Origin of the sequence: Pedobacter caeni (assembly GCF_900129215.1) — a bacterium.
In the GTDB taxonomy this organism is placed as follows: Bacteria; Bacteroidota; Bacteroidia; order Sphingobacteriales; family Sphingobacteriaceae; genus Pedobacter; species Pedobacter caeni.
In genome coordinates this window covers 38,370-55,198 of sequence record NZ_FQUQ01000007.1, presented here as the reverse complement: position 1 = coordinate 55,198, position 16,829 = coordinate 38,370, and the positions used below count along the sequence as shown (strand labels likewise).

Here is a 16,829-nt window from a genome sequence, read left to right as displayed (position 1 = left end):
TTTATTTGAATGATTCTGGTTAATGATTGAATAATGTAAAATTAGCGGAAGTTTTTCCCCCTTGTGATAGGTAGAAACGACAAAATGAAGGGGAATTTACGACATTGAAAAAATTAACATTACTATTTAACACGGTGTGAGCCTGGCCTGGTTTATTAGTAATTCCATGGCATTCCTTTTTAAAGCCATGGAATCTTCCTTCCTTAAAAAGGCCTCATCAGAGGCAAGTATAAAGTCTATTTCTCCTCTGAATGTGGTACTTGACAGCGTAGTCGGATTTCCAAAGGGAAACACAGTTGAAGGAGTATGAAGTGCCTGCACTTCAAATTTCCCATAGTTTTCTTTGATGGTTACTTTCCCCATATTGGAAAATGTAAAATCATGAGCTCCCCTTTCTGCTTTGGCATATTTACTCATTTTTGGAACAGTCCGTAGGAGGCCATTGCTATACATAAATAGTTTGCTAACGTCTATCTTGCTGATCTCCTTTTGCAGTTTTTCTTTAAAAAGCCTTGCCTGAGGCCATAAGTTACTGCTCAGGTTACTTTTTAGATTAAGACCTATCATTGCCGGAAAGGCAAAAAACATATCGTCTTTTACCTCAGGAAGAAATCTTCGCATATCTACAGCACAATATAACCTGGAGTATGATTTAAGCTGTTTGATCTGCTGATGTGCTTTTAAAAAAGCCACAGATAAGGCCGCATTAACGGAAATGTCTGCCGCTTTACAGCTTTCCAGAATCATGGAGGATTCTGCCCTGGTTATCTTCCAATGTAAGAAATAAGGTTGGTCTCTTTTGATCGCTTTTTTCAAACACAAAATCTTTAAACTGAAGTTTACCACTTTCGCAAAAAGCCGGACTTTAATCATGTTTGCTTTATTGAATTTTATTGCATCTGGGATAAATTCTTCAACTGATGAAAAGGTGCTATAAGCGCCTATCTCCAATCGCGGCTGAGCTAGCAGGCGAAGCGTTTCGTCCATCATATTTAAAACTGATCTGCCATCACAAATGCAATGGTGGCAAACGAAAATTAAATCTGAAATCTGTTCTGAATGAATCCATACCAGTCTGGCCAGCGGCTGATCCTTTGAAGTAAAAGGGCTAAGACATTCTGCCATCGACTCTTTTTCCCAATCCTCATCGCCATATCGTGTAACCAGACGGACCGGAATTGGCGAGATGCTTTTTCGCTCCATAAAATAAGAAATGCCATTCTCCTCTTCTACAATACATGCCCTAAGTAAAGGATGTCTTTTCTGAATTTTCAAAAGGGCATCATGTAAGTCCTTTTCTGGAATATTTCCCTTGATTCTGACACCGGATACTACGTTAACAGCCGTACAGCCGTCTGCATACATCGTACCTTCAATTAGAGAGAGCTTTCTTTTAATCATAACCTGGAGCGAATTTCTATTAAAGTTATGCTAATTTATGATCCTTTAAAATCAAATGTTATAATAACCTTAATCATCTCTCCATCCTAAAACCTCCCGGTTACAATTATAAAATTCCTATGGCATGACCTTCAACCATCCTGTGATGCTCATTCTGGGCTTATGGGTCAATAAAACTTCATGTGCGAGCTCACTGCTTTTGAAAAAGACACTCTTACCGTTTAATGGAGAGATATTTTGTAGGGTATCCAGGTGATGGATACACAGTTCTCCCCCATCATTGATCTTCCAATCAGGATTCAGATACATGATCATGGAATATTGTCTGCTTCCATTGCTGCGAAACTGATCCAGGTGCTTTTTGTAAAAACTACCTTTTTCATATAAGGTATAGTGAAATTCATACCCTGTGATTCCGGTATAACAGGTGCTGTTCAGGTGACTCACGAAACGGTCCATCAAATCGAAAAAATCATTTTCATGCTGGTTATTGTGCTTCCGGTCAAGCCAGTAAATCCGGTCACTTCTAAATAATTTATCATGTACTACCAGTGTGTCGTTTCCTGTTCCGGCGGATAAAAGAAGGTTTTCTTTGTAAAGTTGCGTTAAATTGCCTTTTAAATGGGCAGCAAGGTCTGCGTTTAGAAAGTGTTCTGCTATACCAACTTTGTTTTCTATAAAGCTATCAATGAGTTGATTAAAGATTTGTTCCAATGGAATGATCATCACGATTTCGGGCATCATCGCCCTTATCTGGTGAAGGTAGTTCTAATTAATGGTAAGTGTTTGTAAATCAGTATCAAATGTCAAAGCTCTTTTCTGTTGGATGCCATTGTTCCTTGGCAATAACTAAATAGAATTGTATTTTTAGAATAAGCATTCCTGTACAATGAAAAGTCTTAAGCGTTCAGTTGGTTTTATTCTGATATTCTATTTCTTATACTCCGGTGGCAGCAATGCCCAAAGTAAAGAAATTTCTGTTTTCGCTGCGAAGAAAGCCTATCAACAGTTTAAACTTAAGGAGAGTAGAGATATTTATCATCTGATCGTGTACAATAAATCATTTCCGGTGGAGGAGCGGGTAACCGCCTTGCAGAATCTGGCTAGTCAGGACTGGAAGATTTATCAAAATAGCCATCATGCTTTAAAGCTTTTGTCCGAGGCAGTGGACCTAAAATTAAGCTCCAGTGTTTCCTACCAGATATCGGGACAAATCAGAATGGAAGAAGGAAAATATGAATCGGCATTAATTGATGCGGATAGTGCGGGGAAAGTGGCAACGGCAGATATTGACCTTCTCAACGCCCGGATATTATATGCAGACATCGTTTACCATAAAAATGTTGTGCGGATAAAGAAGGGACTTCAATTAAATAATGCTGATTTAAATTCAGCGTCTGCTACATTAAAAAAAGTTTTAGAGCAGCAGCCGGGAAAGCAGCATGCCACGGAACTGCTAATTGGGATTTCCCTGATGCTTAGAAAATGGCCAGACCTGATGAGTGGAATAAAGTCTTACTATTTTATCACTGATGAAAGATACATCAACCCAGCGTTAGGGAGGGCCTATGAAAAAATGGATCAAGTGGTAAAAAAAGGGTCGGGAGGGGAACTAAATTTATCTGATGAACGCAACCTGATCATCGCCCTTTCTGAAGCTAAATTTTTTGAATATGCATCTCTTTATGCCCTGCATTTGTCAAATTATGCTAACGGACAGTTGTATTCGGACCCGTTATTAAGCCCGATTCTCCATTATAACAGTTTTGTAAATAAGATTACAGCTATAAACAATCGTTTCTATCCGGAAATCGCAAAGGGTAGGATCAATTATGATTCTGCTTATCATAAAACTATTAATACAGCAGCAAAACAACTCTGGGTGCAATTGGGTCATCGGGAAAAATATATAGAAGCAGCTTTTTTTAAGGAGATTAAGCAGAGGTTCGGTGCAGATGGTTATATCGGCACAACGGTCAATTATTATAGTATGTTATTCGGTCATATTGTTCATGATGAAATGAAGACGATCAAACAGTATGGCTATGAGGCTAATTTTAGATACGTAGCTATTGACCGGTTAATTTCACAGGATTATACCTCATGGTATGGAGCAACCAATGTCGGGGGCTGGGGGAACGACTCTACCATCGTACAAATCAGAAAGGCTTATCTGAGTGATCCCTATCAAAGGTTGAACTGGCTGATCAATGTAGGCGAAAAGCAAAAAATGATGAAACGAATTCAGGAAACCGAAAGAAAAGATAGTCTGAGGTGTGCGCAGGACGAATATCTGGAGCCTTCAGGTCTAGCCTTGAAGATAAAATTTAAGGAGGCGACAGAAATAATGGATAGCCTCAAAAAAACAGGATTAGATCATACGCAATTATATCTGGCCTTTATCGCTGAAAACATGCGCCTGAGTGTGGAATCCACCATCTTTGCCCATGAAGGTAGGCATGCCATAGATCAACTTTATTTTAAAGAGGAATTTGCTAAGATGTCTGATGATGAAAGAGAACTGAGGGCGAAATTATCGGAGGTGATCTTCTCTTCTAATCCAAAATTGGCTTTAACCGGAAGTATCCTGGGGTCCGGGTTAAACGATGAAACAAATCATGGAAAAGCCAATTCCAGATACCTGAAAATCATAGTGGATTGGATGAAACAACACCGTAACGAAATCCGGAAACTTAATCCTTCAATGCCGATGTTGATGCAGCTGGAGCTGCTTACCAATGAACAACTTCGTAAGCTTTCAATTCAAGCTGACCCTCTTGCCATTTCCCGAAAACAATTTTAAGCCGCTTAAATCTATTTCTACTTCAATTCATTAAAGTCTATGGAATTAGTAGTTTATTTATTTACCTTTGTTTTACCTTAGCATTTAAGGCGGATAAAGGATCGAAATAAATCAACGGATATATGAGGAGAATATTAACAATAGCTGCACTATCATTGCTCTTTGCCAATGTAGCAGGGTATGCACAAGATAAAGGTAATGTAGAAATCGCCGGAACAGTTAAAGGACAGAACTCAGGTAAGGTATACCTTCAGAAATTTGATAACAAAATGTTTTTTACATTGGATTCTGCAGAGGTAAAGGATGGGGCCTTCAAATTTAATAAAACACTGAAATTACCGGAGCTGTATGGCCTGGCCATAAATAAGGACGAAAGTCCCCTATATATCTTTTTAGAAAAAGGGAAAGTAAATGTGTCACTGGATGCGGAGGGATACTACAAAAATTCAGTAGTGACCGGATCTGCTTCCAATGATTTATTTACAAGTTATAAAAAACAAAAGGACGTTAAAATAGAAACGTTTATTAAAGAAAATCCAGGTTCTTTAGTTCCGGCTTATGTGCTTTATAGAGATTTTTCTTACCGGCTTAGCCCGGAGGAAATCAGGCAGAATTTACAGTTATTGGATCCAAAATTGTCCAATACACCATACGTAGCAGTACTGAAAGACCTGGTAAATACCTTAACGAGTGTGGGGATCGGGAAAAAAGCACCTGATTTTGAAGGAACAACACCGGAGGGAAAATCGATTAAACTATCTGCTTCCTTTGGAAAATATCTATTGCTTGATTTCTGGGCATCCTGGTGCGGACCCTGCAGAAGGGAGAACCCAAATCTGGTAAAAGCCTACCAGAAATACCATGACAAAGGTTTTGATATTTTTGCAGTATCACTGGATAAAAATAAAGAAGCCTGGCTAAAAGGGATTAAAGATGATCAGTTAAGCTGGACACATGTTTCTGATCTTGCGTTCTGGAATAGTGCTCCTGCCAGATTATATGGTGTGCGTGCAATTCCGGCTAATGTGCTGATCGACCCTAACGGAGTGATCATTGGCAGAAACCTGAGAGGGGAAGATTTAGATAAAAAGCTGGAGGAGCTATTGGCCACTCCTTTGGCGAAAACTCCTTAAAAATATAGAAGTTTCAAACCAACAAAGGGCTGTTGAAAATATGTTCAGCAGCCCTTTGTTGGTTTTTATATTTTGATCAGATAATCGAGGGTAAAAGCAAGGGAAGCGCCAATCAGCGGACCGGCAACCGGAATCCATGCATAACCCCAGTCGTTATCTCCTTTTCCGTGAACGGGTAAAATGGCATGCATGATTCGTGGCCCGAGGTCTCTTGCCGGATTGATGGCATACCCCGTCGTTCCTCCAAGTGATAAACCGATTACCCAAACCAGGAAAGCGACAGGTAAGGCCCCTAATGAACCCAGGCCTATAGGTGTTTTGCTTACGCCCATTGAGGCATCACTGAAATGATAAATCACAAAGATCAACACGAATGTACCGATGATTTCGCTGGTCAGGTTAGACCAGGTATTCCTGATGGCAGGAGCGGTACAGAATGTGGCGCGTTTGGCGCCCTGATCTTCGGTTAGCTTGTAATGGTCTTTGTAAGTCAGCCAAACCAGGAAAGCCCCTAAAAATGCGCCAATAAACTGGGCCAGGATATAAACAGGTACTTTTGCCCAGCTCAGTTTGCCTATCAGGGCGAGGCTGATCGAGACGGCAGGATTAAGATGGGCTCCGCTATAAGGGCCCGCAATCACTACACCCACAAATACGGCTAATGCCCAGGCAGTTGTAATCACAATCCAGCCTCCATTATTCCCTTTTGTTCCTGTTAACACCACATTGGCCACAACGCCGTTTCCTAAAAGGATCATGACCATGGTACCGATTATTTCGGCTGAAAATTCCGACATCTGAATAGATTTAATGATTTATAACACTAATCGTAATTATACGTAAGTATAAACAATCGTTACTGAAACTAAAAGAAGCTAAACCGAAAATGTTAATTATTAATTTTTCAGGCTTTCTGACTTTGTTTTCTGGCATACAGAAAATGTTTGTATCAAATTCGATACAATTACTGCCGGGACAGGACTGAAATCATAAAGAAGAAAGACAATACATTTATGAACGCTAATTCGCTTTAAGAGAAGGTTTAACTGGAATTTTCAGGTTGATACTAAGTTGAAAATTTAATCTTGGCACATTTCTTTCTAAGACCCTCGGATAAAACAACACAACATGAAAAAGATCATTATTTTGGCCTTCGGCCTATTCATCGCTGGTGCAGCAAATGCACAAAGCCCCATCAGGTTAGGGGTTAAAGCGGGTTTGAACCTTCCTAATGTCATTAAGGGAGATGGAAACAACGATTACAAAACAAAAGTAAATCCTGGATTTAATGCCGGTGTGACCTTGGACATCAACCTGATCAAAGGACTGGCGTTTACTCCGGAGCTATTGTATTCTACAAAAGGGTATAAAGCAGAAACTCCTCTTGGGGAGTATACTCAAACTACTCATTTCATTGATATTCCAATTCTGGCAAGTATCAATGTTGGAGGTAGCGGATTGAATCTGGTTGTAGGACCTCAGGTCTCGTTTTTGACCTCGACTAAAAATAAATTCGATAGTCGTTTTGGTACTGTGGTAGAAAACGAATACAAAGAAGATTCTGATAAATTTAAAAAGAGTCTTGTAGGTGGGGTGATTGGATTCAGATATGATATCAATGATAAATTTGATCTCCATGGACGTTATGCACTTGATTTCCAGAAAAACAATGAAGACGGAACAAAACGTACTCCGGAATACAAAAACCAGGTATTCTCTGTAGGTGTGGGTGTAAAATTCTAACTTTAGAAAAGAATAGATTAAAGAGGGGCCCCTTCAAATGGGCCCCTCTTTTTGTTTCTGAATTTCTCTTTTCAAGCCCTTACTTTCCTGATTAATATCTCATTATGTGTTGGATTTGGGACAATCTGAAAACAGGGATTGAAAAACTTTTTTAAACTTTACATTTGACTTTAATTGTCTGTAAGTCAGCGCTTTTGTTTTGATGGTTTCATTGGGTGTAGCCGATTAATTGCCTTTTTTGGCATGGTTATTACAATACCCACCCCGAATTTTAAATACATTAAAATCGACAACTATGAAAAAATTATTCATTATAGGATTGGGTCTGACCATGAGTAGTCTGGCCTTCCAGGCAAAAGCACAACAATCACAATCTGCTGCAAACGATCAAATGAGATTTGGTATTAAGGCAGGTGCAAATTTAATGAACATGGGTAAGATCTCTATCGGTAACCAAAGCTATTCGACAGATTCTAAAGTTGGATTCCAGGCTGGTGTTTATGCAGATTTGCCAATGGGCGGAGGCTTTGCCTTCCTTCCGGAAGTGATCTACTCCCAAAAAGGAGGTAAGGTGAAAGAAACAGTTGGAAATACGACTTCTGAGTTCGATTCTAAAGTTGGATACCTGGATGTACCGATTCTGATCGGATATAGACCTACCCCTGAACTAACCGTTTTTGTTGGCCCTCAGGCATCATTCTTACTGTCTCAGGAGTCTTCATTTAAAGTGAATGGTCAACAGGTAGGAGATAGCTTTACCAATAAAAAAGACTATAAAAAATCAATTGCAGGTGGTGTAGTAGGATTGGGTTATGCCATTACCCCTAACATCAACGTGAACGGAAGATATACCATGGACTTCCAGAAAACATTTAATGACGACATTAATCAGGATAAACTGAAAAATAAAGGCTTTGCCTTGTCATTAGGTTATACTTTTTAATTCCATTTACCTATGGAAAGCAGATCCCGGTTCCTTTAAACAGGACCGGGTTTCTTTTTTTAACGTTTTTTCTCTTTTCTTTTGTTACATCTTGCCTCCTTTTATCTGAACGCTTTTTGTTTAACTTTGAGATTTAACCGATCAGAACTAAATGAAATTTAAGTATCCTATAGCCCTTATTCTTATTTTGTTGACTGGCCTGTCTTCCGTTCAGGCCCAGAAAAAAACATACCTGGAAACTTTAGCGAGCCCAAACCATTGGGTAGACTCTGTTTTTAAAAAACTCAATAAACGCCAGAAGATCGCCCAGATGTTTTTTGTAAGGGCCCATACCGATATGGGAAAAGCTTACGAAGATTCTATTGGAAGGGTGGTTAAAAAGGAGAAAATTGGTGGCCTGGTATTCTTCCAGGGTGGACCCGGCCGGCAAGCCGTATTAACAAATCAGTATCAATCACTGGCGCGTGTTCCTTTACTCATCACTTCAGATGGAGAATGGGGCTTAGGGATGCGTCTGGACAGCACCATTTCCTATCCTTACCAGATGGCATTGGGCGCTGTACAGGATAAAGGACTCCTCTATAAAATGGGTTTAGAAGTCGCAAAAGATTACAGACGTATCGGCATGCACATGAATCTTGCCCCGGATGTAGATGTCAATAACAATCCCAAAAACCCGGTCATTAACTTCAGGTCATTCGGAGAGAATAAATACAATGTTACCGCCAAAGCTTCGGCTTATATGAAAGGGATGCAGGACGGTGGACTTTTGGTGAGTCTGAAACATTTCCCCGGTCATGGGGATACTGATGTGGATTCACATTATGACCTTCCAAAACTTCCTTTTACTAAAGCCCGCCTGGACAGCCTGGAAATCTATCCTTTCCGGGAATTGATTAAAGAAGGGGCTGCGGGGGTAATGATTGCACACATGAACATTCCGGCATTAGACAATACACCTAATATGCCATCTACGTTGTCCAAACCAATCGTGACAGGGATTTTGAAAGAAGAGCTTGGCTTTAAGGGGATCATTATTTCTGATGCAATGGGCATGAAAGGTGTGGTTAAATACTTTAAGGACGGAGAAGCCGATGTAATGGGCATCATTGCAGGAAACGATATTCTTGAACTTTCTGAAAATAGTGCACGTGCAATTAAGCTGGTTAGAAAAGCAGTAAGAGAAGATAGGATCAGCATGGAAAGGATCGATGAAAGCGTTAAGAAAATCCTTACGGCAAAATACTGGGCTGGTTTAAATGTAAAGGATACCATAAATGAACATCATGTTGCTGCTGAAGTCAACAGAGCAGAAAGTTTAACCCTGTTACAACAATTGGCTGATGCCTCCATGACTGTTTTGAAAGGAAAGCAGTACTTAAAAACATTGTCAGCAGAAAAAAGAACGATCATTATCAGTATAGGTACTCCCAATATTACTACTTTCCAGAAAGACCTTGGGACCTATTATAAGAATTCCGCTTTTTATACCCTTGATAAAGACGCCAACGCCAATGCCATTGCAAAAGTGTTGAGGGACATTGCTGATTTTGATCAGGTGATCGTGGGAATTCATGACATGAGGAACCGTCCTGGAAATGGAATGGTCCTGAGTGCAGATCTAAAAATGTTCATCAAAGACATGTCAGGTAAAAATGCCGTATTCGCCTTGTTTGCCAACCCATATAACATCAGCGCATTGCCAGGGCTTGAAAACAGTAAAGGCTTAATTGTAGCTTATCAGAAGGAAGATTTTATGCAGCGTGCAGCATCTTCGGTGATTAAAAACCAATTGGTCCCTACCGGAAAATTACCAGTAACCGTAAACGGAACATTTAAATACGGCGACGGGGAATAAAAAATCCTGCTGATTTGATCCATAAAGAGATCAAATCAGCAGGATCTTTCGAAAATATCTATTTATTGTTCTCAGGTTTTAGTGCAGCAACATTCCAGTTTTTAAGGAATTCCGTTACTTTTTTAACACTATGACCTTTACCTTCTTCCAGATAAGCTGAATTTTGCGTGTGCAGTAATTTCCCGTCTCCATCAAGCACCAGGAATACCGGAAAACCAAAACGTCCCGGATAGTTTAATTTCGCCAATACCGCTTCATTTTTATTCTCTTTACTGTAATTAACCAACACCGTTTCGTAATTGTCATTAAGCACAGTTTTAAGCTCTGGAGTGCTGTTTACCAGGTTATGGAAAGCAATACACCAGGAACACCAGTTGCCACCTACCTGTATAAATACATGTTTGCCTTCTTTTTTTGCCTTGGCTACTGCGGCATCAATATCTGCCTGCGCATTCGCAGAAGGATTGTAAATCTTTACGGTTTCTTTTGCCGCCTGAGCAAAGCCACTTGTTGAAATGGCCACAAAAGCAACAAGGATTAAAGCTATTCTTTTCATTGTTATTTGTTTTATCGTTTACTAGCAGCGCCTTCAGCCTTCTGGTATTTTAGGAGAACTTTTCGTAGTCTGAAAAGCTAAACCATAATCCATGCGGCATCAGATTACATCGCTAAAATCAAAAGTAAGAAACTATTGATATCTTTCTGTAATCAGAATATAAAATTGTCTACTAATTAAGTAGTCTACTATTTTATGAAAACCTCAATAGAATATTTTAGCTTTACCTAATGCCGCAACAGCCTCTAAAAATACTACAAGCTTCCGCAGGATCCGGTAAAACATTCAGTCTTACAGCGCATTATTTAACCTTGCTGTTGTCTGGTGAAACTAAATACCGGGAGATTCTTGCCGTAACCTTTACCAATAAGGCTACTGAAGAGATGAAAACCAGGATCATGGAAGTGCTCAAAGGTTTTGCATTGGGGCAGGAAGAGGTCGAAGATTACAGAGTCTTAGTGTTAAAAGCCCATCCTGATTTAAACAGAACCCTTTTACAGGAAAAATCAGAAAGGATTTATAAAAAGATATTACACGATTACAGCCGTTTTTCTGTTAGCACCATTGATGGATTTGTACAAAAGGTAATCAGGGGCTTTGCTTTTGAGTTGGGTTTAGATTCTGGTTATGCACTGGAGATGAACTTTGATAAAGTAAAAAATGAACTTGCCGATAAGCTGGATGAGCAGATGGACAGCAATCCCAACCTGCTTCAATGGATCATTGACCTCGCGATGGACAGGATTAGTAATAACATCAGCTGGAATTACAGAAACGAACTCATAGACCTTGCCGGGGAGATCTTTAAAGAACGTTATCAGCCTTTTGACAATGCCATACAGGAACTCATTCAGCACAATGACCTAAACGTCATGTTTGCGGAGTACAGCAAATCTACCCGTCAACAAATTACTTTATTTGAAAGCGACCTTAAAGAAAAAGCCTTACGTGCCTTTACCTTATTTGAATCGGCGAATATCAGTACCGATCAGCTCAAAGGAAAATCGCGTTCCCCTTTGCTGGCCATTTCAAAAATAGCAGATGGTGATTTCTCCAAAATTGAAAGCATAGCAAAATTGGTAAATGAACCTGAAGAATGGTTTAAAGCAGGAGCAGACGATTCTTTATATCCGGAACTGAACCCTTTGCTTGACCAGTTGTACCAGCGTTATATTTCTGGTTTACCTGAATATATTCTGGCGCAGGCCTTCAATAAAAACTTATACTACCTGCGTTTAATGCAGGAAATGGCTGTCTTGCTGAAAACATACCGGCAGGAAAGTGGTAACCTGTTAATTAGCGATGCCCAAAATTTATTAAAAGGGATTACCGGAGAAGATGATGATAACCCGGCTTTTATCTGGGAAAAGACAGGAAGCCGGTACCGACATTTCCTGTTTGATGAATTCCAGGATACCTCCGCCAATCAATGGGGAAATTTTAAACCTCTCTTAAAGAATGCAATGGCGGAAGCCAATGGCAGGCTTATCGATCATTTGATTGTTGGTGATGTAAAACAATCCATCTATCGCTGGCGAAATGGGGATTGGAACATCCTTCATCAGCAAGCAAAAAAAGACATCGGAGAAAGTTATGTCACGGCAGCCAATCTGGAAGAAAACTATAGAAGCACCGAAAATATCATCCTCTTTAACAATATGCTCTTTAAGGCTTTGCCTATATTGATGCAGGGGAGGTTAAATGATACGATAGAAGAGCAGTCGGCCAATCAAAAACTCGCCAACTGGTGGGCGGAAAAAGGCCTTGGTCATATCATCACCGATGTATATGCTGAAGTGGCCCAAAAGCTTACCCCCAGGACTGCTTCCGGTGGAAGTATTGATTTTTCTGTTTTAAAAACAGATGCAGATGGCGGAAGTCTGGGAAGAACAGGATTTAAACTTGAGGCCCTTAGGAGGATGGTCGTCACTTTAACACGTCTTATCGTAGAAGAACGGCGGTATAAAGCAGGTGATGCCTGTGTTTTGGTCCGCTCTAATTCGGAAGCAATCGCTGTTGTGGATGCTTTAATGGAGAACAACATCAATGTGATTTCCGGAGAAGCCTTACTGATCGAAAACAACACTGCGGTGAAGATCCTGATCAATACCTTAATGGTGATGGCCGGCCTCCCTAACAATACCGCTTTATATAAAGCCAATTGCATCAGCCTCTATGCACAGTTGAAAAACGAGAAACTGAAACCCGAAACCTTATTTAACCTGAAAATCAAAGGGCTGGAAGAATTGTCGGATATTTTACCTGCTGAACTCTGTGAAAACTGGAAAAGCTGGATGCAACAGCCGCTGCCGGAATTACTGGAAAAGCTGATCCGTGCATATGGACTAAGCCAGTCCAATCAGGCGGCGCATTTACCGTATTTGTTTGCACTCAGAGATTTGGCTGGAAATTTCGCCAGGCAGGGAGAAAAAGGAATCACCTCTTTTCTTACTTATTGGGAGGAAGAAGGCCGTAGAAAAACATTACCCTCTTCAGAAAACACCGATGCGGTGCAGGTGATCACCATTCATAAATCTAAAGGACTTGCCTTTAAAGTGGTCATGGTGCCATTTTGTAACTGGGAAATCAATGGAAAACCCAACAGCATCTTTTGGGTGCCTACAGCAAACACCCCTTATCACCAGCTGCAAAGTATCCCTTTAAAATACAGCAAAGAGCTTGGTCAGTCGGCAGTAGCAATTCCTTATTATGAGGAATTGTTATACAATAACATGGATGCCCTGAACATGTTATATGTGGCCACAACCAGGACAAAAGAATACCTGTACATCACCTGTCTTGGGAAAAAAACAGATACCATCAGCACCATTGGTGACCTGATGGCGATGACACTGCAAGAACAGCTAAACGAAGAGGGCAACTTTATCGTGGATGAACCTGTGGTAAAAAAGTCAGGTTCATCAAGCCCTAAAGAAGAACGTCCGCAGTTCATTAACCTGCAGGAATATCCTACTTCTGGCCGGCTTAGTGAAGTGTTCAATAATAAGTTAAAAAGGAGAGAACTGGAAATGCTTACCGGGACAAATGCCGGAAGAGAAGGAAGCATTTTACATGAAGTGCTGGCCCTTTCTGCCAATGCTTCGGAGGTGGATGAAGTGCTGAAAACGATGCTCAATGAGGGGGTTTTTAAAGCAGAAGAACTTCCTGATCTGAGAAAACAGGCCGTAAATGTTTTGGAACATAAAGACTTGCAAGCCTTACTCGGAACGAGCAAAGAGACCATTAATGAAAAAAGTATCATAGACATCAGAGGGAAAACTTACCGGCCGGATAAGGTTCTTATTTCTGGAAATGAAGTGGTCATTATCGACTATAAGTTCACCCTTAAAGAGAGTGAAGCACATATTAAGCAGGTTTATGGTTACCGTGATCTGTTACTGGCCATGGGTTATCAGAAGGTGCAAACCTATTTGTTTTATGCACACAGTGCCGAATTAAAATTAGTGTAGAGATGACTGCGTTTTTAAAAGAAGTAGCAGAGGATTTAGTACAGCGCTTAGGTAAAGATTTACACCATGCTGCGGTTGTCTTTAACAACAAAAGGCCGGTTCCTTATTTGCAGAATCACCTGGCGGATACCATTGGGAAACCTTTCTGGAGTCCCTCATTTTTTACCATTCAGGAATTTTTTGCTCTGTCTACCCATTTACAGGTTGCCGATGGCTTTACCCAGTTTTTTACCCTGCTAAAAGAGTACAATAAACTCCTGGCAGAGGAAGGAGGAAAAGCCTTAAACCCGGATGTGTTTTATCCCATTGCAAGGATTATCCTGAGTGATTTTTCGCAAATTGACAATGACCTTGTCAATGCGGATCAGCTGTTTCAGGAGCTGGAAGATATTGCCGTGATCGAAAAGGAATTTCAGCACCTCACACCAGAACAACAACAGTTTTTAGAGCAATTCTGGTCTTCTTTCTCCTCAGGCAAACAACAGAATCATCAGGAACAGTTTATCCGCATGTGGAGGCGTATGCCAAAGCTGTACCGTGGTTTTCATCAGGCCTTAAGGGAAAAAGGGTATACGACGATGGCCTACATTTATCGTCAGCTGGCAGAAGGCAAAGCCGACAGGCCTTCTTTTATTGATGATTTCAAGGAAGGGAAACTGGTCTTTGCCGGATTCAATGCCCTGAGCAATGCAGAAGCGGTCATCTTTAAGCGCTGGAACAAAGACGAAAAGGCCTTGTTTTATTTTGATACTGATAATTACTACCTCCAGGATGATACCCAGGAAGCGGGCTTGTTCCTGAGGAAAAATATCCAAAAGTTAGGACTCCCAAATGCATTGGGTGCAAGCAAAGACCTGATCAGGAGCCATCAGAAAGAAATTAACGTTTACAAAACTCAGGGGCAAACGGCACAGGCAAAAATCCTTCAGCAGGAATTGCTACAGGATTATCCCTTACTGGATGCTGCAGATAATGCAGGGAAAATTGCATTGATCCTGGCCGACGAGAGTTTGTTGCTCCCTGTTTTACAGACCATTCCTACGCAATACCAGCATGCCGATAGGATCTCTAATATTGACCTCAACGTCACGATGGGGTATCCTTTACTGGCGACTTCCATTTTTGGCCTTGCAGACCTTTGGCTGAGTGTGCAGGCACAATTGATTGATGGTAAAAAAGATACCGTTTATTACAGAGAAGTGGAGGCTTTTTTGTCTCACCCTTTAACCGGCGTGTCTGCGGTACAAAGAGATCTGGTACAACAGGAAATTTTAAAAGAACAACTGATAGAGGTTCCCCTGCTCAGTTTGCATCATGACGAACTGTCCAGTCTCTTTTTTACAAAAGTGCATAAAGGATTAGCGGCTATAAATAACCTGCAAAAGGTATTTAAGTTGATTCTGGAGCGCCAGCTGGAAGATAAAACCTTAAAACAAACAGAGGCTGATTTGTTTGGCGCTACTTTAAAAGAGCTGAACAGGTTACACGATACGCTGGAGGATTATGCCGCTCAGCTGCCCCTTTCCTTTGTGCTTTCCCTCGTGCAAAAAGCAGTGCAGGGGATTTCAGTTCCTTTAAGCGGAGAGCCTTTGCAAGGTGTGCAGGTAATGGGATTATTGGAAAGCAGGAGCCTGGATTTTGAGCATGTATATGTGCTGGGTGTAAATGAAGGGATTCTCCCACAGATCAATGTTTCGCCAAGCTTTATTCCGGATAGCATCCGCAGGGCTTACGGCCTGCCTGTTATCGAAAACCAGGATGCCATTTCTGCGTATATGTTTTACCGTTTGCTGCAGCGTTCAAAGAAAGTCAGCCTGGTTTATAATGGCCAGGGGGATGATAACAATACAGGTGAACCCAGCCGTTTTCTCCGTCAGCTGGAATTCGAAAGCGGTTATACCTTTAAATATTTTGACCAGTCGCAATCCGTTGCCATTGAGTCAAAATCGAATGTGGATATTAAAAAGGAAGGGGAGACACTCCGAAGATTAAACCTTTATCTGGATGGACAGGAGGGACCTTCAGCTAAACTTTCAGCAACCCGCCTCACCACTTACCTGAATTGCCCGGTACAGTTTTTCTATAAATACATTGCAAAAGTAGAAGAGCCGGAAGAACTGGCAGAAAACCTGGAAGCGAACAGCATTGGATCTACACTCCACCTGGTATTGGAGCGTTTTTACCAGAAACTTCAGGCCGAAAGCCCTTATATCACTAAAGAAAGAATTGTAGAGAACAGGAAAAATCTGACTGAGCTGTGTAAACGTGCTTTTGCTTTCGTGATGTTCAAAGAGGAAGAAAAGATCCTGGAACATAATGGAATGCAGCAGGTCATGCTGGCCATCGTAGCCGAATATGCAAATGTCATCCTCGATCATGATGAAAATCAAGCCCCTTTTACCCTGGTAGAACTGGAAAATGATGAAGATTATGTCATCCCTTTTCCTATAAAGGTGAAAGGAGAGGAGCGGCAGCTGACCCTGTTCGGAATCATCGACCGTGTAGATCAGCGCAACGGAGTTACGAGAATCGTGGATTATAAAACAGGTAGGGACGAAATCGGATTCTCTTCCATTGAAGAGCTTTTTGACACAGAAAGTAATAAACAAAACAAGGCACTCGTGCAAACCTTGTTCTATACATACGTTTACGAACAGGCTAAAGGAATCACAGGGGTAGAACCCAACCTTTACATCATTCGTAAAATGCGGGAAGAAGGAACCTTGTTCTATTTGAGGGAAAACCGGAAAAAAGTATTGCTCCAGGCCGAACAACTCGACGATATGAAAGGAAATTTTACCAATCTGCTCCGCCAAAAGCTGGAAGAATTGTTCAATCCTGATGTCCCTTTTGTACACACAACAGTAGCCGATAATTGCATGTATTGTCCTTACCTCACCCTTTGTGGAAAATAAAAAACTA

General features: G+C 40.9%; 11 protein-coding genes. 7 read left to right on the top strand and 4 right to left on the bottom strand.

What is annotated here, in order from left to right; all coding sequences use genetic code 11:
* Positions 1 to 126: 126 nt before the first annotated feature.
* Positions 127 to 1,401 carry a condensation domain-containing protein gene (locus tag BUC20_RS29110; protein ID WP_143166966.1) on the bottom strand — a complete coding sequence of 425 codons (1,275 nt, stop codon included), beginning with the start codon at positions 1,399 to 1,401 and terminating at the stop codon, positions 127 to 129.
* A 117-nt stretch (positions 1,402 to 1,518) separates the two neighbouring features.
* Positions 1,519 to 2,145, bottom strand: a complete 627-nt coding sequence (locus BUC20_RS29105) for a 2OG-Fe(II) oxygenase (RefSeq protein ID WP_234994620.1) — start codon at positions 2,143 to 2,145, stop codon at positions 1,519 to 1,521.
* 145 nt (positions 2,146 to 2,290) lie between these two features.
* On the opposite strand from BUC20_RS29105, the gene BUC20_RS29100 reads away from it, so the two are divergent.
* Both BUC20_RS29100 and BUC20_RS29095 read left to right on the top strand, forming a co-directional pair.
* Positions 2,291 to 4,204: a hypothetical protein gene (locus BUC20_RS29100; RefSeq protein ID WP_073236881.1), complete on the top strand. Its 1,914-nt coding sequence runs from the start codon at positions 2,291 to 2,293 to the stop codon at positions 4,202 to 4,204.
* Positions 4,205 to 4,326: 122 nt separating this feature from the next.
* On the top strand, positions 4,327 to 5,337 hold the full coding sequence (locus BUC20_RS29095; protein ID WP_073236877.1) for a TlpA disulfide reductase family protein: 1,011 nt from the start codon (positions 4,327 to 4,329) through the stop codon (positions 5,335 to 5,337).
* Between the two features lie 65 nt (positions 5,338 to 5,402).
* Here the strand turns inward: BUC20_RS29095 and BUC20_RS29090 are convergent, their stop codons facing one another.
* Positions 5,403 to 6,134 (bottom strand): MIP/aquaporin family protein, encoded by a 732-nt coding sequence (locus tag BUC20_RS29090; protein ID WP_073236874.1) that lies wholly within the window; start codon positions 6,132 to 6,134, stop codon positions 5,403 to 5,405.
* A 331-nt stretch (positions 6,135 to 6,465) separates the two neighbouring features.
* On the opposite strand from BUC20_RS29090, the gene BUC20_RS29085 reads away from it, so the two are divergent.
* From BUC20_RS29085 to BUC20_RS29075, 3 genes are all read left to right on the top strand, one after another.
* A complete protein-coding gene (locus tag BUC20_RS29085) occupies positions 6,466 to 7,080 on the top strand; it encodes a porin family protein (RefSeq protein ID WP_073236871.1) in 615 nt (204 codons plus the stop codon).
* A gap of 295 nt (positions 7,081 to 7,375) precedes the next feature.
* Entirely contained in the window at positions 7,376 to 8,023 is a 648-nt protein-coding gene (locus tag BUC20_RS29080) for a porin family protein (RefSeq protein WP_073236868.1), read from the top strand.
* Positions 8,024 to 8,174: 151 nt separating this feature from the next.
* Positions 8,175 to 9,881 (top strand): glycoside hydrolase family 3 protein, encoded by a 1,707-nt coding sequence (locus BUC20_RS29075; protein ID WP_073236865.1) that lies wholly within the window; start codon positions 8,175 to 8,177, stop codon positions 9,879 to 9,881.
* A 58-nt stretch (positions 9,882 to 9,939) separates the two neighbouring features.
* On the opposite strand, the gene BUC20_RS29070 is transcribed toward BUC20_RS29075, so the two are convergent.
* On the bottom strand, positions 9,940 to 10,437 hold the full coding sequence (locus BUC20_RS29070) for a thioredoxin family protein (protein WP_073236862.1): 498 nt from the start codon (positions 10,435 to 10,437) through the stop codon (positions 9,940 to 9,942).
* A gap of 230 nt (positions 10,438 to 10,667) precedes the next feature.
* On the opposite strand from BUC20_RS29070, the gene BUC20_RS29065 reads away from it, so the two are divergent.
* Positions 10,668 to 13,907, top strand: a complete 3,240-nt coding sequence (locus tag BUC20_RS29065; protein ID WP_073236859.1) for a UvrD-helicase domain-containing protein — start codon at positions 10,668 to 10,670, stop codon at positions 13,905 to 13,907.
* 2 nt (positions 13,908 to 13,909) lie between these two features.
* Positions 13,910 to 16,822, top strand: coding sequence for a PD-(D/E)XK nuclease family protein (locus tag BUC20_RS29060; protein ID WP_073236855.1), 2,913 nt, complete (start codon positions 13,910 to 13,912; stop codon positions 16,820 to 16,822).
* Positions 16,823 to 16,829: the final 7 nt, after the last annotated feature.